19 protein-coding genes and 1 pseudogene are annotated in these 25,556 nt (G+C 29.4%); 12 read left to right on the forward strand and 8 right to left on the reverse strand.

Going from position 1 to position 25,556, the window contains the following annotated elements; all coding sequences use genetic code 11:
• The first annotated feature begins 100 nt into the window (after positions 1–100).
• The 5 genes and pseudogenes from C4S77_RS10175 (at position 101) to C4S77_RS10190 (ending at position 7,676) form a co-directional block, all read left to right on the forward strand.
• Positions 101–4,963: a DNA repair ATPase gene (locus C4S77_RS10175; protein WP_105247448.1), complete on the forward strand. Its 4,863-nt coding sequence runs from the start codon at positions 101–103 to the stop codon at positions 4,961–4,963.
• A gap of 111 nt (positions 4,964–5,074) precedes the next feature.
• Positions 5,075–5,944 (forward strand): hypothetical protein, encoded by an 870-nt coding sequence (locus C4S77_RS10180; RefSeq protein ID WP_146106099.1) that lies wholly within the window; start codon positions 5,075–5,077, stop codon positions 5,942–5,944.
• 20 nt (positions 5,945–5,964) lie between these two features.
• Positions 5,965–6,459, forward strand: a complete 495-nt coding sequence (locus tag C4S77_RS10185; RefSeq protein WP_105247450.1) for a hypothetical protein — start codon at positions 5,965–5,967, stop codon at positions 6,457–6,459.
• 253 nt (positions 6,460–6,712) lie between these two features.
• Positions 6,713–6,802: pseudogene (locus C4S77_RS12830) on the forward strand (hypothetical protein); the annotation flags it as partial.
• Between the two features lie 214 nt (positions 6,803–7,016).
• Positions 7,017–7,676 (forward strand): class I SAM-dependent methyltransferase, encoded by a 660-nt coding sequence (locus C4S77_RS10190; RefSeq protein WP_181042871.1) that lies wholly within the window; start codon positions 7,017–7,019, stop codon positions 7,674–7,676.
• Between the two features lie 122 nt (positions 7,677–7,798).
• On the opposite strand, the gene C4S77_RS10195 is transcribed toward C4S77_RS10190, so the two are convergent.
• The 7 genes from C4S77_RS10195 to C4S77_RS10225 all read right to left on the reverse strand — a co-directional run bounded on the left by C4S77_RS10195 (position 7,799) and on the right by C4S77_RS10225 (position 16,484).
• Positions 7,799–9,298 (reverse strand): NAD(P)H-hydrate dehydratase, encoded by a 1,500-nt coding sequence (locus tag C4S77_RS10195; protein WP_105247452.1) that lies wholly within the window; start codon positions 9,296–9,298, stop codon positions 7,799–7,801.
• A gap of 27 nt (positions 9,299–9,325) precedes the next feature.
• Positions 9,326–9,841, reverse strand: coding sequence for a DNA-3-methyladenine glycosylase (locus C4S77_RS10200; protein ID WP_105192771.1), 516 nt, complete (start codon positions 9,839–9,841; stop codon positions 9,326–9,328).
• Positions 9,842–9,911: 70 nt separating this feature from the next.
• Positions 9,912–11,495, reverse strand: a complete 1,584-nt coding sequence (gene pckA, locus C4S77_RS10205; protein ID WP_105247453.1) for a phosphoenolpyruvate carboxykinase (ATP) — start codon at positions 11,493–11,495, stop codon at positions 9,912–9,914.
• Positions 11,496–11,683: 188 nt separating this feature from the next.
• Positions 11,684–12,838 (reverse strand): ABC transporter permease, encoded by a 1,155-nt coding sequence (locus C4S77_RS10210; RefSeq protein ID WP_105247454.1) that lies wholly within the window; start codon positions 12,836–12,838, stop codon positions 11,684–11,686.
• Between the two features lie 12 nt (positions 12,839–12,850).
• Positions 12,851–14,026 carry an ABC transporter permease gene (locus tag C4S77_RS10215; protein ID WP_105247455.1) on the reverse strand — a complete coding sequence of 392 codons (1,176 nt, stop codon included), beginning with the start codon at positions 14,024–14,026 and terminating at the stop codon, positions 12,851–12,853.
• An 11-nt stretch (positions 14,027–14,037) separates the two neighbouring features.
• On the reverse strand, positions 14,038–15,033 hold the full coding sequence (locus C4S77_RS10220) for an HlyD family secretion protein (protein ID WP_105247456.1): 996 nt from the start codon (positions 15,031–15,033) through the stop codon (positions 14,038–14,040).
• An 8-nt stretch (positions 15,034–15,041) separates the two neighbouring features.
• Entirely contained in the window at positions 15,042–16,484 is a 1,443-nt protein-coding gene (locus C4S77_RS10225) for a TolC family protein (RefSeq protein ID WP_260209820.1), read from the reverse strand.
• A gap of 85 nt (positions 16,485–16,569) precedes the next feature.
• Here C4S77_RS10225 and C4S77_RS10230 point away from each other — a divergent pair, with 85 nt between their 5' ends.
• The 5 genes from C4S77_RS10230 to purH all read left to right on the forward strand — a co-directional run bounded on the left by C4S77_RS10230 (position 16,570) and on the right by purH (position 21,256).
• Positions 16,570–17,628 carry an NADH:flavin oxidoreductase/NADH oxidase gene (locus C4S77_RS10230; protein WP_105247457.1) on the forward strand — a complete coding sequence of 353 codons (1,059 nt, stop codon included), beginning with the start codon at positions 16,570–16,572 and terminating at the stop codon, positions 17,626–17,628.
• A gap of 139 nt (positions 17,629–17,767) precedes the next feature.
• Positions 17,768–18,130: a DUF1573 domain-containing protein gene (locus C4S77_RS10235; protein WP_105247458.1), complete on the forward strand. Its 363-nt coding sequence runs from the start codon at positions 17,768–17,770 to the stop codon at positions 18,128–18,130.
• A 12-nt stretch (positions 18,131–18,142) separates the two neighbouring features.
• Positions 18,143–18,523: a DUF1573 domain-containing protein gene (locus tag C4S77_RS10240; protein WP_105247459.1), complete on the forward strand. Its 381-nt coding sequence runs from the start codon at positions 18,143–18,145 to the stop codon at positions 18,521–18,523.
• Between the two features lie 164 nt (positions 18,524–18,687).
• Positions 18,688–19,728 carry an SRPBCC family protein gene (locus tag C4S77_RS10245; protein ID WP_105247460.1) on the forward strand — a complete coding sequence of 347 codons (1,041 nt, stop codon included), beginning with the start codon at positions 18,688–18,690 and terminating at the stop codon, positions 19,726–19,728.
• Between the two features lie 19 nt (positions 19,729–19,747).
• Positions 19,748–21,256, forward strand: coding sequence for a bifunctional phosphoribosylaminoimidazolecarboxamide formyltransferase/IMP cyclohydrolase (purH, locus tag C4S77_RS10250; RefSeq protein ID WP_105247461.1), 1,509 nt, complete (start codon positions 19,748–19,750; stop codon positions 21,254–21,256).
• A gap of 411 nt (positions 21,257–21,667) precedes the next feature.
• Here purH and rpsA read toward each other — a convergent pair whose 3' ends face one another.
• Positions 21,668–23,461, reverse strand: a complete 1,794-nt coding sequence (gene rpsA, locus C4S77_RS10255) for a 30S ribosomal protein S1 (RefSeq protein ID WP_105192751.1) — start codon at positions 23,459–23,461, stop codon at positions 21,668–21,670.
• Positions 23,462–24,065: 604 nt separating this feature from the next.
• Between rpsA and C4S77_RS10260 the strand changes: the two genes are divergently transcribed.
• Positions 24,066–24,788: a class I SAM-dependent DNA methyltransferase gene (locus C4S77_RS10260; RefSeq protein WP_105247462.1), complete on the forward strand. Its 723-nt coding sequence runs from the start codon at positions 24,066–24,068 to the stop codon at positions 24,786–24,788.
• Between the two features lie 4 nt (positions 24,789–24,792).
• Positions 24,793–25,503 carry a ZIP family metal transporter gene (locus C4S77_RS10265; RefSeq protein WP_105247463.1) on the forward strand — a complete coding sequence of 237 codons (711 nt, stop codon included), beginning with the start codon at positions 24,793–24,795 and terminating at the stop codon, positions 25,501–25,503.
• The last annotated feature ends 53 nt before the right edge of the window (positions 25,504–25,556 follow it).

The following is a 25,556-nucleotide window of genomic DNA, read 5'->3' on the forward strand; positions in this document are numbered from 1 at the left end:
TTTAAATTCTCAATTTATTTAATTTCTATTCTTTTGTATTAAAGCAAAAGAATAGAAAGAATATTTAGCAAATATAAATAAACAATTTGTTTATCAAATTATGGCAGAATTAGAAGAAAATAAAAAAACGGATTCTCTAGATTCCGGTACTTATGAAATAATAAAAAAGAGACTTCAAAGCCAAAAAGAAGACCTCACGACACGTTTAGGAAAACTAAATAACGCCAGAAAAGAAGTTTTCAATTCTGTAGAATTTACTTTGGCGGCTAATCAGAGAATTACTACCGAAAATAACTGTACAGCCCGAGGGATCATTGCAGTAGGAGACCTTTGTTTGTTTGCCTATAATGTTCATTTTGGATTACGAACAGACATCCAATTAAGCGATGTTTTTAGTATCTATTCTTTTGATGCAGAACAAACTCATCAATTTATTCCTCAATCGTTAGATTTGATTAACGATGAAACCTTCATCAACGATTATAAAAACTTATATCAATACTACCGAGATTCTATATTTTCACGATTCCGAAGGACGGAAAATTATTTATATATGATTTTCCAAACCAGTAAGAATATAGATGATTTGAAAGCCTTTAAATGGTTGGTCAAAGACGATAAACTGATTTATCAGGACGATCGAAGCATTCATGAAGTTCAAAAAGCTCAACAATACGAATTTAAATGGATAAAAACCTCGCTAGACAACCGCAGGCTGGGAATACATCCTCACATCTCTATTCAGGATAAAGTTTTTATAGAAGCCATCAACGGTGATATTACCTTTAAAATTGAAGATAATACTGATACCGGAAAAGGGATTTATTCCGAAACCGTAGAAAACAAAGATCAACAACTAGATGATGCTGAATATTACTATGCCGATTTAGGAAATTTTATCCTTATACGGATTAAACCTTATCAGGAAAATTTCCGTGCCTTTATTTTCAATAATAAAACCAAGGAAGTTCTTAATATTCCAACCCTGAATGAAACAGGAATCTTACTACCCGACAATCAAGGAATTATATTTGCTAATGGCTATTATTTGCAAAGCGGAGAATATAAAATATTTGAAAGCGAATTAACAAATTTGGAATTTGTACGCCGAATACCCTCTGCCAATGGCGAAGATTATCTTTTCATTTTCTACCATAATGAAAAGAATATTTATGTACTCATGTCTTACAACATCATCAAACAACAAGTGGAAACTCCTATTATCTGTAATGGATTTACTCTGTTTAAAAACGGAAAACTTATCTATTTTCGTTCAGAAGAGGAAGCAGTAAAGCATCATGTAGTACAGATCTGGCAGACTCCGTATCAGTCAGAAATTGTTGAAAACCGAGAAAAAAAAGATAACGAACTTTATAAAATAGGTAACAAAGATATTGTCAAAGCTATGGCAGAATGTCAGGAAGTCATCAACCTTATAAGTAAAGAAGATTCTTATGAAGGATTATATGGCGATATTTCCAAAAAAGCTAATGATATAATCGATTCTTTTTTCTGGATTACAGATCCTTCTGCTTTTCAATTGTCAGAACCGTTAAAACAAATTAAATCTATAGCGGATACGGCGGTTGATGAATTTGAAAAAGTCCAACAACAAAGAAAAAATGCTTCACAGATACTTAATGAAATCACCGATAAAGTTGAGAAGCTTTTATTTAGCTTAAAAAACACTAAAGGTGATACCTTGGAAAATCTGGTGAAATTATTGGCTGAAAACCGAAAGTTACAAGGAGAAGTTACGGAAATGGGGAATGTAAAATATATAGATCTGGAAAAAATAGACAACTTAAAAGTTAAGTTGAATAAAAGTAATCACACGCTTTCAGACCAAACCGTTGAATTTCTTTTACTTGATGAGGCATTAGCTCCCTATGAAAACAAAGTACAAGATGAACATAAAAGAGTAGAAAAAGTTACTAAAGTAATAGACGGACAAAAAGTAGAAGAAAACTGTAAATTAGTATCTTCCGAACTGGAATTGCTGATAGATATACTTAATAGTTTAAAAATTGAAGATACTACCCAAACTACTAAAATTATTGAAAAAATCTCGGTAATTTTTGCTTCCCTAAATGAAGTTCGTACCCTGCTTAAACGAAAACTAGATTCTTTAAAAAGTAGTGAAGCCATAGCTGAATTTCATGCACAACTTACGTTGTTGGACCAAAGTATTATGAACTTTCTGGAACTATCCTCTTCTCCAGAAAAATGCGATGAATACTTTACAAAAGTAAGCGTACAAATTGAAGAAATGGAAAGTAAATTTGCAGATTTTGATGAATTTATTACCGAAATTGCCGATAAACGAGAAGAAGTAAGCAAAGCTTTTGATTCCAAAAAAGCACAACTCATAGAGCAAATTAACAAACGAACTACATCTTTAGAGCAAATTGGTCTTCGTATACTAAAAAATATTGAAACTAAAGCAGGTTCATTTAAGTCCAAAGAAGAAATACAGGCATTTTTCTCTACGGATTTGATGATTGATAAAGTACGAAAGCTTGCCTTAGAATTAAAAGAACTGGGAGATGTTTCCAAAGCTGAAAATCTGGAAAATAGTTTAAAAACATCTCTGGAAGATAGCCTTCGTGCCCTTAGGGACAAAAAAGATTTGTTTGTAGACGGTGATAATATCATAAGCCTAGGAAACTACAAATTTGCTGTAAACTTTCAGCCTTTGGATTTAACCATAGTCAGAAGAAACAATCTGCTTTATTACCACCTTACCGGTACCAGTTTCTTTTATGAAATAGAAGATGATACAATGTATAAGTATCGCACCCTTTGGGAGCAAGAAGTAGTTTCGGAAAATTCTAAAGTGTACCGAGCGGAATACTTAGCCTACCAAGCTTTTCAGGAAAGTTTGAAAAATAAAAATTTTGATCCTGAAAACTATATAAAACTAAAAACGGAACAGAGCTATGCAGAGTCCTATTTAAAAGGTGTACATGATTTTGATGCTTTGGAAATATATAAATCATTGCTCCAGCTTCATACAAATTTAAAAACCTTAACCTACTCTCCTTCCCTGCGTGCTGTAGCCCAATTATTCTGGAACAGCCTAACTGAAGAAGATACAGATAAGCTGAATAAACTTATCACCTCTGCGAGCTATGTGTTAAAAGTTTTTCCGGAATCCGAAAATTACAACTATGTCATTCAACGACTACAAGAAAAGTTTGAAAAATGGAATCGCTCATTTTCCGAATTGGAATTTTCATCTGAAATCCTTGCTGAATACTTGTTTAAGGAATTTTCAAAATCTCCGTTTTTTACTAAAAGTATTCAGGCCGATAGTCTTAAAAAAGAGTTTTTAAACTATCTGAAAGCTCAAAATGCAATTAGCATTTTTGAAGCTGATTGCAACGATGCTTCAATGGAACTGGCTGAACGGTTTTACCTGATACAAAACTGGTTGGTTTCTTATATCAATCTATCCGATACCTATTCGGCTTTTGATAAATATATTGAAGAAGCCTGTTGTTTACTTATGTTTGAAAAAGATAACGCTTATCCTATATTGGAATATCCGGATCACTTAACTATTGATACTTTAAAAGGAAGCCATCCGGTTATAGAAAAAAATCTTTATACACTCGATTACCATCAGTTTATACATAAACTGAAAATGTTTTCAGAAATCAGTGTTCCTGAATTTCAGGAATTTTCACAAGCCAAAGAACAGCTGCTAAATCAATACAAAAAAACTCTGAAACTCAATGAACTTCAGCCCAAAGTTCTGACTTCTTTCGTCAGAAATAAGCTGATTAATGAAGTGTATTTTCCACTGATCGGAGCTAACATGGCTAAACAAATCGGTGTTGCAGGCGACAATAAAAGAACTGCACGAATGGGGATGCTTTTGCTGGTTTCCCCTCCGGGTTACGGAAAAACCACACTGATGGAATATCTGGCTAAATCGCTGGGGTTAAATTTTGTAAAAATTAATGGTCCTACCATTGGTCACTCTATAACTTCTATAGATCCAAATGAGGCTAAAACCTCCGGAGCAAGGGAAGAACTGAAAAAAATTAACCTTTCTTTTGAAATGGCTGACAATGTTATGCTCTATCTGGACGATATTCAGCATTGTAGTGCCGAATTCCTTCAAAAATTCATTTCTCTGGCAGACGGACAAAGAAAAATGGACGGAACTTTTAACGGTGAGAGTAAAACCTATGACTTAAGGGGTAAACGTTTTTGTATTGTAATGGCCGGGAATCCATACACGGAAAGCGGAGAAAAATTCCAGATTCCGGATATGCTTGCCAACCGGTCAGATGTTTATAACCTCGGAGATGTTATTGGAAGTACCGAAAATCTGTTCAAACTTAGTTTACTGGAAAATTCCATTGCAGAAAATACCTATTTACAAAAGCTAAGCAGCCACAGTTTTGATGATTTCTATCAACTGATTTCTTATATAGAAACAGGAAATGAAGAATTATTGAATCTTGAAGGAAATTATTCTAATCAGGAAATTGAGGAGTTTATATCGGTATTGAAAAAATGTATGCAAGTACGTGAAGTGGTAATGAAAGTAAATCAGAATTATATCCAGAGTGCTGCCATGGATCATGCCTACCGTACGGAACCTGCTTTTAAATTACAGGGATCTTACCGGGATATGAATAAAATGGTAGGGAAAATTGTTCCATTGATGAATGAAGATGAGGTGCAGGAACTAATTATGACTCATTATGAAAACGAATCGCAGACTTTAACCTCTGATACGGAAGCTAATTTACTGAAATTGAAAGAGCTTATGAAGGTATTAACTCCTGAAGAGACCAAACGATGGACTTCTATTAAAGAGATTTTTGTTAAAAACAACAAACTCGGAACTTTAACTCAGGATAATCAGGTAGGACAGGTAATTGCCCAGTTAATGGACTTTAATGTAAATTTGGAAGGTATTGTTAAAACCTTAAATAAAAAAGAATAATATCTCTCTTATCAACATAGTTAAAACAAAAACATTTTCAAAATATTGTAAATGTTTTTTGTTTTATATTTATTATTTTTATCAATAAATAATTACTAAAAAAATACGCTCATGAATATGACTAAAAAAGCTTCAAGAAAAATAGGTTATTATTATATTACTATTAATGATCAAAGAAATCCTCACATATTAAAAGATGTTATTAATCATATTATGTCTAAAACCAAATCTGATCGAAAACAAACTAAGCCAGATAATAATGAAATATTTTATTTCATAGATTCTAAAAGCTATTTAGGAAACAATACAAATTGGCTAAACATCACCTTTAAAATTGGAGAAATAGGTTATAGACCTCCATTAATTGATATTAATACCTTAAGTGAAAGAAAAAATGGAAAAACTCCAACAGAAGGCGAAGGTAATAAAACTCACTTTAGTCTAAGAATTGATAATGATAAAATATGCATGTTAGCTGAAGAATTTAGATCAAATGTCAGTGTACCTCTTTTTTTGAGATATATTAATACTTATGCTAAAGAATTAAATTATTCACCTGAACTTCGCTTTGCATATGAAATATCTATAAAAACAAATTTTATGGAAGAATTAAAAAAATTTAACAGAGTTAACCAAATAGAAGTCTTTTATGATAGAAATATTTTAGGGTCCGAAGCATTCAATTTTTCTGTTGGACACCAAAGTGAAATTGGTTCTTTTAAAGCTATATTAAATGCAGATAGGAAACGAGATTTATATGAAATAGCAAAAAATATTGGTAACGATTTGATTGGACGTAGAACTAAAGTAAATAATTTTAGAATTAAAGGGAAAGATGTGCTTAATGGCGAAGTATCTATGGATTGGAATTTTATCAAACAACGAGAAACAATTAATACTAAAAAAGAAAAAGAAACAGGCGAAATCGTTTCTGATGATATTTTTGCCATCTTAAATAGCAAACTCCATAATTTTACGTAATTTGCATATAAATTATATGCATGTATACTGAATTTTTCATACCGATATTTAGTTATTTTAAAACCCTAAAGGGAAAAAGAGATGTTATAATATATGAATGGTTAATCCCCACTATATTAACTTGTTTTTATTTTTTTTATGGTAATAACTTCAATTCTTTAAAAGAACTAGCTGTAAACGTTCTATGTATTATGCTTGGTATTTCATTAGCTATTGTAACTCTATTAGTTACAGGTGGAATAAAAAATTTAGATGAAATCAAAAAATATGAATCAGATTCAATAATAAACGGAAAAAAAATTAGTTTATATAAATTATTAATGTTAAACTTTACATACTCAATCATTTTAGAATTAATTGTAATTTTAATGTGCATCTTAGGAACAGCTTTTCCCATTGATAACATATTACTAATTAAAATAAGTCATTCTATACTGTGTTTTTTTAATATTCATATTTTTCTCCTTACAATACGTAACATGACTAATTTATATTTAATTGTCACTAAGCAATAATATCCAGAAACTTTAATAATAAAGCCATTATGAGAGATAAAGTAGTTAATAAAAAAGATTGTGTACCTTTGGCTTAATAGGATGTAAAAAAAGGTTCCCAATAGTTAAAATATTTTCAGAAGTTTTTTTTTGGTTTATATCTTAAAAATCTGTCAGAACTGTCCTCAATAGATAATAATATTATTAGATTTATAGAACAAAAAAAGGCAAAGAAAAATTACAACTGACAGAAAATGTATAGAATAATCAGGACCTAATGTATATTTCTTTAGCTTATATTGTAAATAGCGAATGGAAAAATCGGAATCAATTTATTAACGGACAAAAAATTATTGGAAAATGAAAACCGGGAGTTTCAATAAAATGGACTGATACAAAAACGATATGTCAATATTAATAATTCCGCTATTTCCAAATCATAGCAGAAATTATATATTTATTTCCATCTTCATACTTATATTATGTATGTAAATTTAAATTCGATGGGTTTTATTTCTATTTTATTACCCAAATATGAACAAATATTCAGTACATTTATCTATAATAATATAAAAAGAATGGAGAACGAATTAAAAAAACTAGCCCGCCAGTTAAGTTGCCCTGAAGGAGAAAAGGGCAAAAAACTTGCTGAAAAAATGAATCTAAATAATTTACCAGTAATACTTAATGGATATTCTAATTTACAGATCCAAAATAATGATCATATTCTTGAATTGGGATACGGAAATGGTGGATTATTAGGCTATATTTTATCCTTAGCTAAAGATATTCGATATACAGGACTGGAAATCTCCCCTACTATGCATGAAGAAGCTATTTCTTTTAATAGAGTTTATATACAAGCTGGTTTGGCACAGTATTTCCTATTTGACGGATTGTCAATTCCTCTAGAATCACAGACTTTTGATAAAATTATAACAATAAATACCCTATATTTCTGGGAAAATCCTATATTTTTACTTAAAGAAATTGTCAGGGTATTAAAAACAAATGGTCATTTTTGTTTAACTTTTTGTGATAAATCTTTTATGGAAAAGTTACCTTTTACCAAAAATGAATTTCAATTATATGATGTTAAAGCTGTAAAAGATTTAATCTTAGGTTTACCCTTTGAGCTTATTCAGGAAGATCATAAGCAAGATAAAAGTATAAGCAAAACAGGAATTTTAACTGATCGCGAATTTATAAGTTTAGTTTTTAAAAAAATAAATGAATAAAAAATATTACATAATGCTTAATGAATTAAGCATTATGTAAAAAAGTTATCAGATGAATTTCTTATGATAAATGGTCTTATTTGAAAGTCCTTTTTTATCCTAAAAAATATAAACTGATTGAATTATTTTTTTATGTTTAAAAAAACTTCCGGTAGTCTATGAATAATATCCTGCGCAGTCATAGCTTCCTGAGAGTATTTTTTTGCTGCATAATCTCCTGCTTTACCATGAATATATACTCCCAGTTGGGCAGCAATTTGAGGTGAGTAACCTTGGGCTAAAAGACCTGTTATCATTCCTGTTAATATATCGCCACTTCCTCCTTTAGCCATTCCGGCATTTCCTGTGATGTTATAATAACATTTCCCTTCGGGAGTTAACACAGCTGTTCTATGACCTTTCAAAACAATAATAATATTATATTTTTTTGCCATTTCACGGGCAAGTTCACATTGCTCTAAAGAATCTTTCGAATCACCAAATAACCTTGCAAACTCAACAGGATGAGGAGTTATAATAGAATTTTTAGGTATAAGGTTTAGCATTGACTTATTTTCTGAAATAATATTAAGTGCATCGGCATCTAATACTGCAGGAGTTTGGATTGACTTTAATAATTCTTCTAATGCTACTTTTGTTAATTTTTCTTTACCTAAGCCCGGTCCAATACCAATAGTTGTCTTTTCTGTAGATATTTTTATTTCAGTAATTAATTTTTCATCTCCTCCAGAAATAAACATAGCTTCTGGAGCTAATGTCTGAAGTATTGAATATCCACAATTAGGAGCTATAGTAAATACTATTCCTGCACCTATTTTTAAAGCTGCCCGAGTTGATAAGGATATAGACCCTATTTTTCCGTAACTTCCTCCAATTAATGCTACTTTGCCATAATTCCCTTTGTGACTAAAAGGATCTCTTGGTTTAAAGTTATCAGAAACGCTTTTTGAAGAAATAATGTAATTATTTGTTTCTTCATCCTGTATGAATTTTGAATTTAATCCTATATCTAAAATAAATATTTTACCGGCATATTGGGCACTTTCTACATGTAAAAATGCTCTTTTATAAAATTGAAAACTCAAAGTTACATCTGCTTTAAATATAGTTTGATCTTCAGAAGGTAAACTATCTGAAAATAATCCAGATGGAATATCTATAGATATTTTCTTCCCTTTAATATGATTAAGCTTCTGAATAATTTTCTGAGTATTTCCTTCTAAAGGTTTGTTTAATCCTGTTCCGAATAATGCATCTATTATAACTATTTTTTTATTTTCTTGTTGGATTTCAAAATCATCATTTTCTAAAAAAGATACGGAATCAGGATATTTATCAAAATTAATTTGAGCATCAGTAGAAAAATTTGAAGATGATTGTATAACAAAAGTTTCAACCTTATAATTTTCTTCTAATAATAGCCGAGCTATAGCTAAACCATCGCCTCCGTTATTTCCTTTTCCACAAAAAACATAATATGTATAATTAGCTGAGAACTGAGACTTAATCCATTCAAAACAAGCTAAAGCCGCTTTCTCCATTAATTCTATTGATGAAATTTCGTCGTTTTCTACAGTATATTGGTCACATTGCCTTATTTGTGACGTATTAAATACTTTCATTTAATAATTTTTTATAATGTTAATAATTTAATTATCTAAAATAAATCTCCAAGGTTTATTTTTCCATATATCTCCTGCATATTCTATACCAATTCTTGGAGTTGATATATATGAGGGTTTAATTAAAGAATCTTCTATCCATATTCTATATGAACTCACTAAATCTTCACCATAAAAACTTTTATCCAACTCCAATAATTTACCAACGCGACCCGGACCTGAACATCCTTGTACTCCCCTTATTAATACTGCTTGAGGACAATTTTTCTCACCAGTTACTATATTTAATAACCAATGCATTCCATATATTAAGTACACATAAACCTTGCCACCTTCCTCATACATTATTTCTGTTCTTTTTGTTCTTCCTTTGCTGGCATGACATGCTAAATCTTCTTCTCCTATATATGCTTCTGTTTCAGAAATTATATATTTTTGTGTTTCTCCATTATCGAAAACACGAACTAAATATTTGCCTAATAAATTTTGTGCTAAGAATAGAGCTTGTTGTAAAAAATATTCCTTATCAATTCTTCGATTCATAAAAATGATTGCAAAAATACAAAAAGCTGCCCAAAAGGACAGCTTTTTATTTATAATATTCTAATTTCTATTACAATTGAGGACCAGCTTTAACTAGATTTTTACCTTCTTCATTAGTTGCAAATTTTTCAAAATTCTTAATGTATCTTGATGCTAAGTCTTTTGCTTTAACATCCCATTGAGATTTATCTGCATAAGAAGATCTTGGATCTAAAATATCTGATACGTTATCTAGTTTTGTAGGATATTTAAGATTTAAATAAGGGATTTTATCTGTTGGGGCTTTTTCTATTGATCCATCTATAATTGCATCTATAATTGCACGTGTATCTTTTAATGATATTCTTTTTCCTGTACCATTCCATCCGGTATTTACCAAGTATACTTTAGTATTATGCTCTTTCATTTTTTGTTCCAATGTTTTTGCATAAACGGTTGGGTGTAGAGATAAGAATGCTTGCCCAAATGCCGCTGAAAAGTTTGGAGTTGGTTCAGTAATACCTCTTTCTGTTCCAGCTAATTTAGAAGTATATCCTGAAATGAAGTAATATTTAGCTTGTTCAGAATCTAGTATAGATACTGGTGGCAATACACCAAATGCATCAGCAGATAAATAGATAATTTTACTTGCATGTCCAGCTTTTGAAGGCAGAACTATTTTATTAATATGATAAATTGGGTAAGAAACACGTGTATTTTCAGTGATGGATTTGTCAGCAAAATCTGCTACTCCATTTTTTACCACTACATTTTCTAATAATGCATCTCTTCTGATAGCTCCCCAGATATCTGGTTCTTTTTCTTCACTTAGGTCAATTACTTTAGCGTAACATCCTCCTTCATAATTAAATACACCATTAGAATCCCATCCGTGTTCATCATCACCAATTAAGTATCTTTTAGGATCTGCAGACAAAGTAGTTTTTCCTGTTCCTGATAAACCAAAGAATACAGCTACATCACCTTTTTCTCCTACGTTAGCTGAACAGTGCATAGAAGCTATTCCTTTTAATGGGTTATAATAGTTCATTATAGAGAACATTCCTTTTTTCATTTCTCCACCATACCATGTTCCACCAATAATCTGAATTCTTTCTGTTAAGTTAAACATTACAAAGTTTTCAGAGTTTAATCCTTGACTTTTCCAATTAGGATTAGTTGTTTTGGAACCATTCATAACAATGAAATCTGGTTCTCCAAAATTATCTAATTCATACCCATTAGGACGAATAAACATGTTAGTCACAAAGTGTGCTTGCCATGCTACTTCCATGATAAAACGAACTTTCATACGTGTATCTAAATTAGTTCCGCAGAAAGCATCAACCACATATAGTTTTTTACCTGATAATTGATCTGTAACTAATTTTTTACATGAATCGAATATTTCTTTTGTTGTTTCATGGTTATTTTCCCACCAAACATTATCTTGGGTTGTCGCATCTTTTACAATGTATTTATCTTTAGGAGACCTACCTGTAAATTCTCCTGTTTTAACAGAAACAGAACCTAAAGAAGTTAATTCTCCTTTTTCAAAACCTTGAGCATCTGAACTCATCTCATCTTGGTATAACCTTTCATATCCTGGATTACGAATAATTTCTTTAACCCCTGTAATGCCAAGTTTTTCTAATGATTTTTTTATTTGTTCCATAATTTAAAATTGTAAATACGTTTATTATTTTTTACCTTAACAAAGGTACTAATTTAATCAATACTGTTATTTTCAATGTATATGATATTATTCACACTTATAAAGCATTATTATTTATCATTTTTTACTATGTAATAAAAAATTTAGTTTATACATAATTAAGTTTTTTATATTTTATTATCTTCATTTTATATATAAACAAATTTTCTTATTGTTATTACTGCTAAAATAAAATAAAAAGCAGTGACACCCCAAAGCTGGAACCATACTGATTTCACTTCTTCAAAAGTAGCTCCAAATTGAGTTATTTCTAAAAAGCCTTTTACACCTAATGTAGTGGGTATAAAATATGATATGCATTTAATCCATTCAGGAAATGCGATTGTAGGCCAAGAAACCCCACATAAAAATAATGACGGTATGGAAAAAATTGTAATAACCATTAAGGCATCTTCACGATGTTTAAAAAAATTTAATAATGTAAATCCTAAAAATGTAACACTTAAAATAAATGGTACTAGAAATAATAATGCTTCAAATGGATTTCCTCTTACAGGAAAAGTGAACCATTTCATAACAAATCCTATAATAATTATAGTTATAAATAGAGATATAAGAAAATAAACGGATCCTCTAGCTAAAACTACTATTATACTTCCTAATCGTTTTTTTGCTAAAGGAAATAAATTATTCAATTTATTTCTTTCTCTTTGAGTACCCGACATAGTACCCATAGCTGATAACTGTAATATTTGCAAGGCTATTAAAAAAACCATAGGCATTAAAAAAGTTCCATAACCACCATTTATATTATATAATGGATAACTAATCCCTTTCACTGGCTGAGTTACACTAATTGCCTGATCTTTGGTTAGACCTTGAGACATCATATTTTTTATTCCTATCTGATAACCAAATGATTTGATTGTAGTTACAGCGGAAATATATAATTGTTTATAATAAAGCATGTAGGAAGCATCGCAATAAATCGATATGCTAGGATGGTTATTTTTCTGCAAATCTCTGGAAAATTGTTGTGGTATTAATATTATACCTCTTATTTCACCTTTTTTCAATCTATCCTGAGCATCTAATAAGTTTATTGATTTATAATCTAAGTCTAACTGCGGAGTAGCTTCCAACATACGGGTTATTTCATGACTTACAATTGATTGATCTTGATCTACAATAGCCGCAGGCATTTTAGTTATTATTTCATTAGAATACATATATGAATAAAAAATAACTATCAATACAGTTGTAAATAAATAAGTACTCAATACTGCTTTGTCCGAAGAAATTAACTTAAATTCCTGTTTAAAATATTTATAAAACTCTATCATTTCAAAGATATTTTAACTTTCATAGTATGAGTCATAACAACCTTTTTTCAATAATTTAATATAAAATTTCATAGAAAACAACCCTACTATTATAAAAATACTGAACACCACTAGATATTTTATGTCGTACTGGATAGGTACTCCTCTTATGGAGTAATCTATTGTAAATCTCAAATAAGAGGTAAACGGAAAAACATAGCTAAAATATTGTATGACTACTGGTAATCCTTCTACGGGAAATGTATATCCGGCAAAAGTAAATGATATAGCTGCAGAGCCTCCTCCAAGTGTTAAAGCCGTTCTTAAACTGGAACAAAAAGAGACATATGCTAATGATAAAAACTGACAAACTATAATAAATAATATGAAATATAGGTTAGTAATAAAAAAATTTCCTTTCAAAGGAGTTCCTATATTATAAAAAACTAAAGTATTCATAAAAAAACCTATTATACTAAACAAAATAGTATAAGGTAATACTTTTCCCCAAAAAGCTACCCAAGAATTACCATTACTAGCTAAAAACAGTTCTCTTCCTTTTCTATATTTTAGTACCGAACCTAATACATAAATAGTAACAGTCATAACCACTAACTGAAAACACATTGCCATCAAAGATATACTTAGATAGTAGGAATAATTTGTAAAAGGATTATATAAAATATGTGTATCTATTCCTAAAGAAGAAAGACTTGACGCGGCTTCATAAGAAGATAATCCTTCTTTCATTAGATTATTTTGAAGTATAGAACCGGAAAATTCTCCTATAACTGCTTGAAATGCTCTATTTATAAGACTCCCACTTAAAAGATATTCTCCGTTGTAATAACAACTTACTTTTACTTGATTGCCTCTGAAAATATCTTTTTCAAAATTAGTAGGGATAATAATAAATCCCATAGCCTCATTGGTACGTACTTTAGATTCTCCTTCTTCTTGACTATTTACATTTGATGAAATATCCAAACTCGAAGTAGAATTTAACATACGAACTAATTCCCTAGAAGTTTTAGTCTCATCCTGATCATATAGGGCTATAGGCAATTTTTGAGGTACTCCTTTATTTAAAATGCTTTTGTAATAAAAAAATAAACTTAAAGGAATTACAAATATTACAAATAACAGCCTATAATTTGTTAAAAGCTTTTTTATTTCTTCTGTAAATATAAATGCAAATCCTCTCTTCATTTATTTTCTACTTATTTAACAGGCTTTAAATTTTTCATATTTACGAGTACTGTCATCCCGGGTCTAAATCCTTCAATTTTATTTTTAGGATATGCTTTGATTTCAAAAGTTTTCATATCAAAATCGCCCCTTGTTTTTGTAGCATTCCAAGTAGCAAAATCTCCTTGTGCAGCTATATATCTTACTTGAAGTTGCACTTTTTTGTTATTTAATGCCGGAATTGTTCCTTCAAAAGTTGATCCTTTTTTAAAATATTCCATTAATTCTTCTTTGATATTAAACACTACCCATAAATCATTTAAATCTACCAAATTCACAACCGGATAACCGGCATTTACCAGTTCTCCTCGGTTTGGAACAATTTTTAAAACTTCTGCATTGGCTGGTGATATAACTTTTGCTTCTTTCTTAGATGCTAAAACCTCATCTATAGCACCTTGAGCCTGAGTAACTTGAGCTGATGTAGCCTCTTTATCTTCTATTCTTTCTCCATTTATAGCCATTTGATAATTGGAATAGGCAGATTTTTCCTGTTCTTTGCTAGTTTTACTTTGCGTATATGCTTCATCTCTTTTTTGTGCTGAAATAACCTTATCTTTATAAAGGTTCTGCATTCGCATATATGTTTTATCTGCTAATTCAGAAGAAGCTTTTGCTTCTTGCCATACATTATAGGCATATTGTATTTGTTCTGTTCTTGAACCTTTTTTTGCTTTTCTATCTTGCGCTTCTGCTGCTTGCTTAACAGATTGTGCCTGAATTAATTTTGCGTCTAATTCTGGTGTTTCTAATATTGCTAATAATTGACCTTGTTCAACCTGATCACCTTCTTTAACTTCTATTTTAATTAATCTGCCAGCTATTTTAGGTGAAACATTAATTTCTGTAGCATCTGCCTGACCTTGTATTACTAAATCTTTAGGCCTACTCATAAACCAAAAAGCGGTTCCTATAATTCCTATAATAATTAATATACCAATTATAGTACTTAAAAACTTATTTTTCATATATTTAATTAGTTTGCATATTGCGTAAATTCATAACTTAATCCACTATACTCTAATAAATCTGCCAAATCGAGCACATAATTATATTGAGCTTCCAATTTTTGTAATTTAATTCCAGATAAATTAACTTCAGCATCTACAACATCTGTCGATGATGCTATTCCTTCTGCAAATGATCGTGATCGTACTCTTAATAATTCTTCTGCTTGAACAATTTGTATTTGTAGGTTTTGTATTTGTTCATTTTGTTTTTCTAAATCTTGATAAATTTTTTCTATCTGATTTTTTATATCCTTCTTTGCTTTTATTTCATGTAGTTCTGCACTTTCTTTTGTTACTTTAGCTGCTTTAATTTCATTTTTATTTTTAAAACCTTCAAACAAATCATAAGTTAAAGTTACTCCAACCATCCAAGGCTTTTCATTTTTTTTAGAAGTTCCTACAGGATTATTATGTAATAAAACTGATTGACCGAAAGCATCTATTGTAGGATAATAAGATGATTTTTTTGATTTTATTCCCTGTTCTGCTAAATCAATCTGAAGTTTAAGTTTTATTAATTCAGGGTAATTTGTTAATGCTTTATCTTGATAATAGGCTAATGATTGTAGATTATCTACTAAAAAAAATTGTGTGGTAAGATCAAAATTTGCTTCATCTAATTCTAATGTATTAGCTAAAGCTACTTTAGATAAGCTTAAATCTTTTAGAGATGCAGAATATTGCCTGTTTGCCTCGGACACAGCTACATCTGCCTGTAATTTTTCTACAGGAGCAATAATTCCTTGTTGTTCCAATTTAGTCGCATCATATAAATGTTTGTTCATGCCTTCTAAAGCCTCTTTTCTTACTAAAACCGCTTCTTCTGCTAATTTTACCTGAAAATACCTTTCTACCAATTCAGATATAAGTTTATTTTTTGTACTTACTAATTCTTCATGTCCAATATCTGTTTTTATTTTAGATGACTCAATCAATGCATTAATTTTTCCACCTGTAAAAACCGGCCAAATAATGCCTACTCCACCAAAAGCTATATCTCTTTTCAAAATATTAATATCCCAATTTCCTAAAATTTCTGGATTGGAAATTCCTAATAAACTTGAAAATTCATTTTTAGCACCATTTAAATTAGTTCCTAATTCCTTATTTAAATATAAACCTCCTCCAAAAACAGAAAGTTGAGGATAACGGTTCCCTTTAGATGCTTTCCATTCATAAGTATATGCTTCTTCTTCCTTTTGTACTGCTTTAATAAGGCTATTGTCTCTATCCATCACGGCTTGAGCTTCTGAAAAAGAAAGAGATTGTGAAGAAAGAACTCCTGAGTTTAATAAAAGTGGTAAAAAAATAAACTTTAGTATTTTTTCATTATTAACCATATATACTTTTATTTTTATTTTATTAACTACAAATATATAATTATTTATTACATACAAAAATACTATCATTTTTTATCATTTTTTATAAAAAAAATAAATATTTTTGTTAGTATGATTTAATTATATAAAACCTATAAAATAAAGATCATTAATCATGCCTAAATTATTCTCATCACTGGATTTAAGAAGTATTTCCTTAAAAAACAGAATTATTATGTCTCCAATGTGTCAATATTCTGCACAAGACGGTTTTGCTAATGAGTGGCATTTTGTTCATTACGGAAGCAGAGCTGTTGGTGGGGTAGCTGCAATAATACAAGAAGCTACAGCTGTTTCTCCTCAAGGGCGTATTACTTTTCACGATTTAGGCCTCTGGAAAGACGAACATATGATCGAGCTTAATAAAATAGTTAATTTTATACATAAACAAAATGTTCTTGCAGGAATTCAGCTATCCCATTCCGGACGTAAAGGGGGCTCATCTATTCCTTGGATGACTGATAAAAAATTAGTAGAAGGATACTCTACCTGGAAAGTAGTAGCTCCTTCTTCAATAGCTTTTGAAAACAACTCAGAACCTCCTCATGAATTGTCTTTAGATGAAATAAAAATCATTATTAATGATTTCAAAGAATCTGCAGAAAGATCTGTTAAAATAGGATATGATATTATTGAACTGCATGCTGCTCATGGATATCTAATTCATCAATTTTTATCTCCTTTAAGCAATACTCGAACAGATGAGTATGGAGGGAATTTTGAAAATAGAATTCGTTTATTATTAGATATCATTAAAGTATTACAAAACATTATTCCGAAACATGTATCCCTATGGGTAAGAATATCAGCTACAGATTGGGTTGAAGGAGGTTGGACTCTGGATGAATCCATAAAATTATCTAAAATACTTAAAACCTATAATGTAGAAGTTATAGATGTATCTAGTGGTGGAATAATTCCTCATGTCAAAATTCCGGTAAAAGCAAATTATCAGGTACCTTTTGCTCATCGAATAAAAAATGAAGCCAAAATGACCACTGGTACTGTTGGTCTTATCACTCAAGCTATACAAGCAGAAGAAATTCTTGAAAATACAGAAGCTGATCTTATAATAATAGGAAGAGAACTTCTTCGAAATCCTTATTTTCCAAGAGAAGCTGCAGATATTTTAGGGGAAGATTTTCATTATCCCCCACAATATGAAAGAGCCTGATAAGATTTTTTTATCCGTTGCCTTTAATTAGCTAAAAAAACACATAAAAAATAAAAACTTGGAAAGTATCTTTTTGGTATTGTTTTTGTCCAAAAAATATCAATATAAGTTTTTATCACTAATTTTTTAAGATTATGATATGAAAAAATTTTTTACAATTTCTTTTTTTAATTGCTTAACGCTAATCCTATCAGCTCAATCGATTTCTTTTTTGCAAGATCAAATAAATTATGGAATAATAAATAAAGGAGCTGATGGTAAAAAAGTTTTTACTTTTACCAATACAGGAAATAAACCTCTTATCATTACCAATGTAAAATCTTCTTGTGACTGCTCCGTGCCTTCTTGGACAAAACAACCTATTTTACCAGGTAAATCCGGTGAAATAACCGTAGTATATGACACAAAAATTATAGGAAATTTTTCAAAAACAATTGAAGTTTTTAGCAATGATACTAAAACTCCTCGAAAGCTTTTAAAAATTAAAGGTGAAATAAAATAATATAATAAAGATATGAAAAAAATAATTTTAAGTTCTGCCTTCATATTAGGAACATTTATTTTAAGTAAAGCTCAGGAATTAAAAATTACAAATTATGAAAATAATACCATAGAATATGGAAATGTTTCAAAAGGAGCTGATGGAAAAAGAATTATTACTGTTCAAAATATAGGAGATAAGCCTCTTGTTATTTCTAGTATATCCACTTCTTGTGGTTGTACGGTTCCTAAATGGACAGAAGACCCTATTGCTCCGGGAGCAACAGGTGAAATAACCGTTACTTATAATACTGCAAACCTTGGAAGTTTTCATAAAACGATTACAGTTAATTCTAATGATGTTAATAATCCATCTTTAGCCTTAAAAGTACAGGGAACTGTAATTAGTGATTAAAATTAGTTTTATATTTCTATTAAAATAAAAAAACCTGTTTTAAAAACAGGTTTTTTTATTTTATTTTTTTTAATTATTATATTTAGGAAAATGTTTTTTGTAATTTTGTTAACAGAAATATTTTATAAAATTTATATATAAATATTATAATTAATCTTTTCTGAATGAAAAAAATAGTTAACACCTTTTTAATAATTATATTTTTATTTATAATAGCCGGATGTATAATCCCCACGTTTCTTCCTAAAAATATTGAATTTGAAACTTCTCGTCAGTTTAATAATCCTGTCAGTGAGGTTTTTTTAGAATTTAATAATTTAGAAAATTATGGGTCTTGGGCTCCATTAATTAGTACTGATTCTCTTAATACTAATATTAATTATATGTTTCCATATAAAGGTATGGGAAGTAGTTTCACTTGGGTAAATAAAAAAAATAATGAAATAGGAAAAGGTGAATATAAAATATTAAAAAGTAAGATAAATACATATATTCAATCTCAAATTATTTTTGACCATATAGGGGTTATATATTTACAAGATATTCATTTTAAATATGAAAATAACAGTACACAGGTAAAATTACATCTTAAATCTGAAAATTTTTCATATTTTAATAGAATTCTGGCTTATTTTTATTTAAATCATTTGAAGGACGACTGGGAAGAAGGGTTAAATAAATTATCCTCTAAGCTTAGTAAAAATAATTTAAATACTCATGTTGGTGTAGGAGATACTGAATTTGCAGATTTCCCGGGATTACAATTATTATCTATAAAAAATGAAACTACAACGGATCCTGATGAAATATTTAATGCTGCTCATAAATCATTAAAAGAAATATCTAAATACTTAATTGACAGTTTACGATATATTCCTACAGATATAAAAAATCCTGTCCTTTATTATTCCAAATTTGATACATTAAATCATAGTGCAATATTCTATTCGGGTTATCCTATCAAATTAGATGTATTGCCAAAAAACAATACAATGTCCCTTATTTCCATTCCCGGAGGAAAAGCTATTTATACTCCTATAGAAGGAAGTTTCAATTCCATATTAAAATTCAGATATAGCTTAGATAAATATTCTAAAGAAAATGGAATCCAAATTAAACCACAATACTGGGAACAATATATGGATTTTCCCATTTCATCTCATGATGTAATTAAGGGAAATGCTTACTATCTAATTACCGAATAAACTAAATCAATTAATATTTATGAAAAGAGCATTAATAAGCGTATCAGATAAGTCTAATTTGGTAGAATTTTCTAAATTTCTAATTTCTAAAGGATATGAAATTATTTCTACAGGGGGAACTTATAAATTCCTTTTAACTCATAACATCAAGGTTATAGAAATTGATGAAATTACCCATTTTCCTGAAATACTGGATGGCCGTGTAAAAACTTTACACCCTAATATACATGGTGGAATTTTAGCGTTAAGAGACAACCCTAAACATTTAGAAACCCTTAATACACATAAAATTTACCCCATAGACATGGTAGTGGTAAATTTATATCCATTTTTTAATAAATTAAATACAGGTCTTTCTGAATCTGATATGATTGAATTTATAGATATAGGTGGCCCTAGTATGTTACGTTCAGCTGCAAAAAATTTTAATTCAGTTACAGTTGTTTCTCAAATCGAAGATTATGAATTAATTATTCAAGAAATTACAAATAATGGGAATACTACATTATCCACAAGAAAACAACTTGCAGGAAAAGTTTTTAATCTGACATCTGCATATGATGCTGCTATTTCTTCTTATCTGCTTCAAAGTGACTATCCTCATTATTTAAATGTTTCTTATGAAAAAGTTAATGATTTAAGATATGGAGAAAATCCACATCAAAAAGCTGCTTTTTATGTAGATAAAACTAAAAATGGAGCTATGAAAAACCTTGATCAACTTCAAGGAAAAGATCTCTCATTTAACAATTTCCGTGATATGGATATGGCATATAAAGTTGTTAATGAATTTTCTGAAATTGCTTGCTGTGCGGTAAAACATTCTACCCCTTGTGGGGTTGCTATCGGTAATACAGTTGCTGAAGCATATCAAAAAACTTTTGATTGTGATCCTATTTCTATTTTTGGAGGTATTGTTGCCTTTAATCAAGAGGTCGATCAAAAAACAGCCGAATTATTAGTTCCTACATTTTTAGAAATTGTTATTGCTCCTAATTTTACTTCTGAAGCACTGCAAATATTCAGCAAAAAGAAAAATTTAAGAATCATTAAAGTACAAAATCCATTGGCTGACACTATTGAATTTGTGAAAGTAGATGGAGGATTATTAATCCAAGATGCAGATAGGTCTTTCTCTTCAGATTTTCAGCAAGTAACTCATTCTTTTCCTACAAAAGAAGAAATGGAAGATCTTATTTTTGCACAAAAAATAGTAAAACATGCTAAATCTAATGCAATCGTTGTTGCTTCTGGTAAACAAGCTTTAGGTATTGGCTCAGGGCAAACCAATCGTATTTGGGCGGCTCAACAGGCAATTCAAAGAGCCAAAGAAAAGAAAACAAAAAATCTGGTACTAGCTTCTGATGCATTTTTTCCCTTTAGAGATGTAGTAGATACTTGTGCTGAAAACGGAATTAAAGCTATCATACAACCTGGAGGATCCATAAGAGATAACGAAAGTATAGAAGCTTGCAATGAATATAATATTCCTATGGTATTTTCAGGAATACGTCATTTTAAACATTAGAAATTAAAAAAATAGAAAGCTTAAGAACAGGAATTAATAATTTATTTATTGTATAAAAATTCATTCCTTTATTTATATTTTTAATTATTCGAAAGTTATACTCTAATTTTCTTTAATTTTTACATATAAAAATATTAATTATATATTAATCAGGTAGATATCTATTTAACATCTGAAAATTTATATATGTTTAGTTTTTTAAGAAATTTAATAAAACTTTTTAACGATAATTAATTTTAATAATTATAAATTCAATTAGTTTTTTATGATAGCTTATGAATCTAAATAAGCATGTTTTTTATGCTAAATTATTACATTAATTTTTCTTCAAAGTTTTTTATAATAAATAAGGGCTGCTAAAAAGCAGCCCTTATTTATTATTACAAATTTTACGAAGTTAAATAATTAATATTATTTTCCTTCTTCCATTTTTCTTTTTAATTCTTGCAATTCATCAAGATCTCCTAAAGTTGATTTCTCAACATTCTGATTTTGAGATTTAATTTGTTTTTCATTATCTTCTCGGCTTTCTTCTTCACGGAAAGTCCCTGTATGAGAAACAACAACTCTTTTGATCTCTTTGTTGAATTCTATAACTTTAAAATCAGCTTCTTCTCCTTTTTTTATTTTTGAACCATCTTCTTTTTCTAACAATCTTGATGGGCAAAATGCTTCAACATCTGCATCTTCAAACTGCACAGTAGCACCTTTATCAAATGACTGAGCTACTATTCCTTTATGCACTGTTCCTTCTGCATATTTGTTTTCATAATTATCCCAAGGATTATCCGTTAATTGTTTATGACCTAAACTTAGTCTTCTTGCTTCTGTGTCTAATTCAAGAACTACAACATCTAAAACGTCTCCTACAGCACAAAATTCTGAAGGATGTTTAATTTTCTTGGTCCATGAAAGATCTGAAATATAAATCAATCCATCAACTCCAGCTTCTAATTCTACAAATACTCCAAAATTAGTAAAGTTTCTTACAGTACCTTTATGTTTAGATCCTACTGGATATTTAGCTGTTATATCTGTCCATGGATCAGGAGTTAATTGCTTCATACCTAAAGACATTTTTCTTTCTTCTTTGTCTAAGGTTAAAATTACACATTCAACTTCATCTCCTATCTTAACAAAATCCTGGGCTGATCTTAAATGGGTAGACCAAGACATTTCAGATACATGAATTAATCCTTCTACACCTGGGGCTACTTCAACAAAAGCTCCGTAATCTGCAAGAACAACTACTTTTCCTTTTATCTTATCTCCGACCTGTAAATTAGGATCCAAAGCATCCCATGGATGCGGTTCTAATTGTTTCATACCCAACTGGATTCTGGATTTTTGATCATCAAAGTCTAGTATTACTACATTTACTTTCTGATCTAACTGAACTACTTCAGACGGATGATTAATTCTACTCCATGATAAATCAGTAATGTGAATTAAACCATCAACTCCTCCAAGATCTATAAATACTCCGTAAGAAGTAATATTTTTGACAACTCCTTCTAATACTTGACCTTTTTCAAGTTGTCCAATAATTTCTTTTTTCTGGTCTTCAATATCAGCTTCAATCAATGCTTTATGAGATACCACTACATTTTTGAATTCATGATTGATTTTTACAATTTTGAATTCCATAGTTTTACCTACATATTGATCGTAATCACGTATAGGTTTAACATCTATTTGTGAACCTGGTAAGAATGCTTCTATTCCAAACACATCTACAATCATTCCTCCTTTAGTTCTAGATTTAACGTATCCTTCTACTATTTCTCCTGTTTCATGAAGTTCATTTACTCTATCCCATGCTTTCAGCATTCTTGCTTTTCTATGAGAAAGCTGAAGTTGCCCGGTTTTATCTTCTCTTTGAGCAACCATTACTTCTACTTCATCCCCTACTTTTAAATTAGGGTTATAACGAAACTCATTTAAAGAAATAACTCCTTCTGATTTAAAATTAATATCTACGATAGCTTCTTTATCTGTTAAACGAACGACTTTTCCTTTAAAAACCTGATTTTCATCAAGTTCTTGTAAAGAAGTGTCATACATCTTCTCTAATTCAGATTTTTCTTTTCTATCTTCAGCATCTAGCCCAGATTCAAAAGAATCCCAGTCAAACTGCTCAGGAGCTATGTTTGCATTTTTAAGAACTTCTTGTTCTTCTACTTGATTTTTAGTCTCTTCAGACATAAATTTAATATATTGTATTTCTGATAAAATAATTGAGATTACAAGCGGAATAATTTTATACAGAAAGAGGTTTTACATATTGTTATTTCGATTTTGTCTCTTAAACCGCTAAAATCGAAGCGCAAATATACAAATTAGTTTTTATTTATTAAGCGTATTCTATGTCTTTTTTATTGATATACTAAAAGTTAATCAAATTTTACCTATTAAGAATATAAATAATTTTTTTACATTTCAATATATATAATTATTAAAAATATAAATCAAAAAAATGATGTATGATAATCATTGTGTGGAAATAATACAAGAGTATTAAAAAATTATAAATAAAAATTTATGCAGACTATAAGTAAGGCTGTCTTTTAGTTTGGTATATGTATACAATATATACATGAAATAATTTTTTTATTATTTTTCTATTTACATTATTTCATATGATACAAATAAATTAAAATAAAAACTATTACATAAAATATAAATACTGAATTTATAAAAATAATAGAAAGTTATTAAAAAAAATTAGTTATATCCTTAAAATACCAGAACCTAAAAATATTATCATGAATATATAAATCAGGTGAAAAATTTGTTTTATTTTTGAAATATGGATTGGTTTGCAGATTGGTTTAACACTCCCTATTACCATATTTTATATAAAAATAGGGATTACAAAGAGGCACAAGAATTTATTACTAATTTACTAAAATATCTTTGCTTACCAGTAGAAAGTAAAATTTTAGATTTAGCTTGTGGAAAAGGAAGACACAGTATTTTTTTAAATAAATTAGGATATAATGTTACGGGAGTTGATTTGGCTTCTAAAAGTATTGAAAGTGCTAAACAGTATGAAAATGAATACTTAAAGTTTTTTGTAGGGGATATGAGAAAAGTTTATTTCCCTAATAAATTTAATGCTGTTTTTAGTTTATTTACAAGTTTTGGATATTTTAATAATGAAGAAGATAATTTCAAGGTGTTTAAATCTGTTTTTGATCAGCTGAAATATGAAGGTATATTTGTTATGGATTTTATGAATGTTTCCTTAGTAGAACATAATTTAGTAGAAAAAGAAGATAAAATGGTTGATGGAATTTTATTTCATTTGCGCAGGAAAATTGAAAGCGGTTTCATTATTAAAGATATTAATTTTTTTGACAAAGGCAAAGATTACCATTTTCAGGAAAGAGTAGAAATATGTAAATTAGATTACTTTAAAAAACTGGCTGAAAAGGCCGGATTTATTCTTAAAAATGTTTTTGGAGATTATCAATTAAATACTTTTGAAGAAAAACAATCTCCTCGTTTGATTTTAATTTTCAAGAAATAAGTTGATGGATTATTTTATCCTTTTTATGGCAGTAGTTATAGGCTCGGGTATTGCTTATTTTTTTCAGGATAATTCAAGGTTTAGTAAAAAGTTATTAATGTTTAGTGCAGGATTACTTTTAGCTATAACTATATTAGACATGTTTCCCTCTTTATATGCAAATGGTGGAGGAAACGCAGGTATTTGGGTGATAATGGGAGTAGGTTTGCAACTTTTTTTGGAAGGAATCTCTAAAGGCATTGAACATGGGCATGTACATTATCATAAACATCATGAAAATGCGGCTATCCCATTAAGTGTTATGTTGGGGCTTTTTATTCATTCTTTTTTAGAAGGGATGCCTATAGAAGCTGCTCATCATCTAAATCATAACCATGAACATCATGCCAACTCAAATATTTTATGGGCACTAAGTATTCATAAAATTTCTGAAACCATTGTTCTAACTACTTTTTTATTATCTCTAAAGTTAAAAAACACTTATACTGTACTTATTTTACTATTATTTGCAATATCAGCCCCTTTAGGTGCCTATCTTGGTTCTTTTTTGAACTCAGATTTATATTTTATTGCTATGGGAATTGTTGCCGGTATTTTTTTACATATTTCTTCTGTTATAATATTTGAAAATAATGAGAAACATAATTTAAACTGGCAAAAACTCCTTTTCGTATTTAGTGGAATGTTGCTTGGTTTTATAATTTCAACTATTTAGCATATTCTACCCCATACCTATTTTATATAAAAAAGTTTCCCTAATTAAATTAG

Origin of the sequence: Apibacter adventoris (assembly GCF_002964975.1) — a bacterium.
Taxonomy (GTDB): domain Bacteria; phylum Bacteroidota; class Bacteroidia; order Flavobacteriales; family Weeksellaceae; genus Apibacter; species Apibacter adventoris.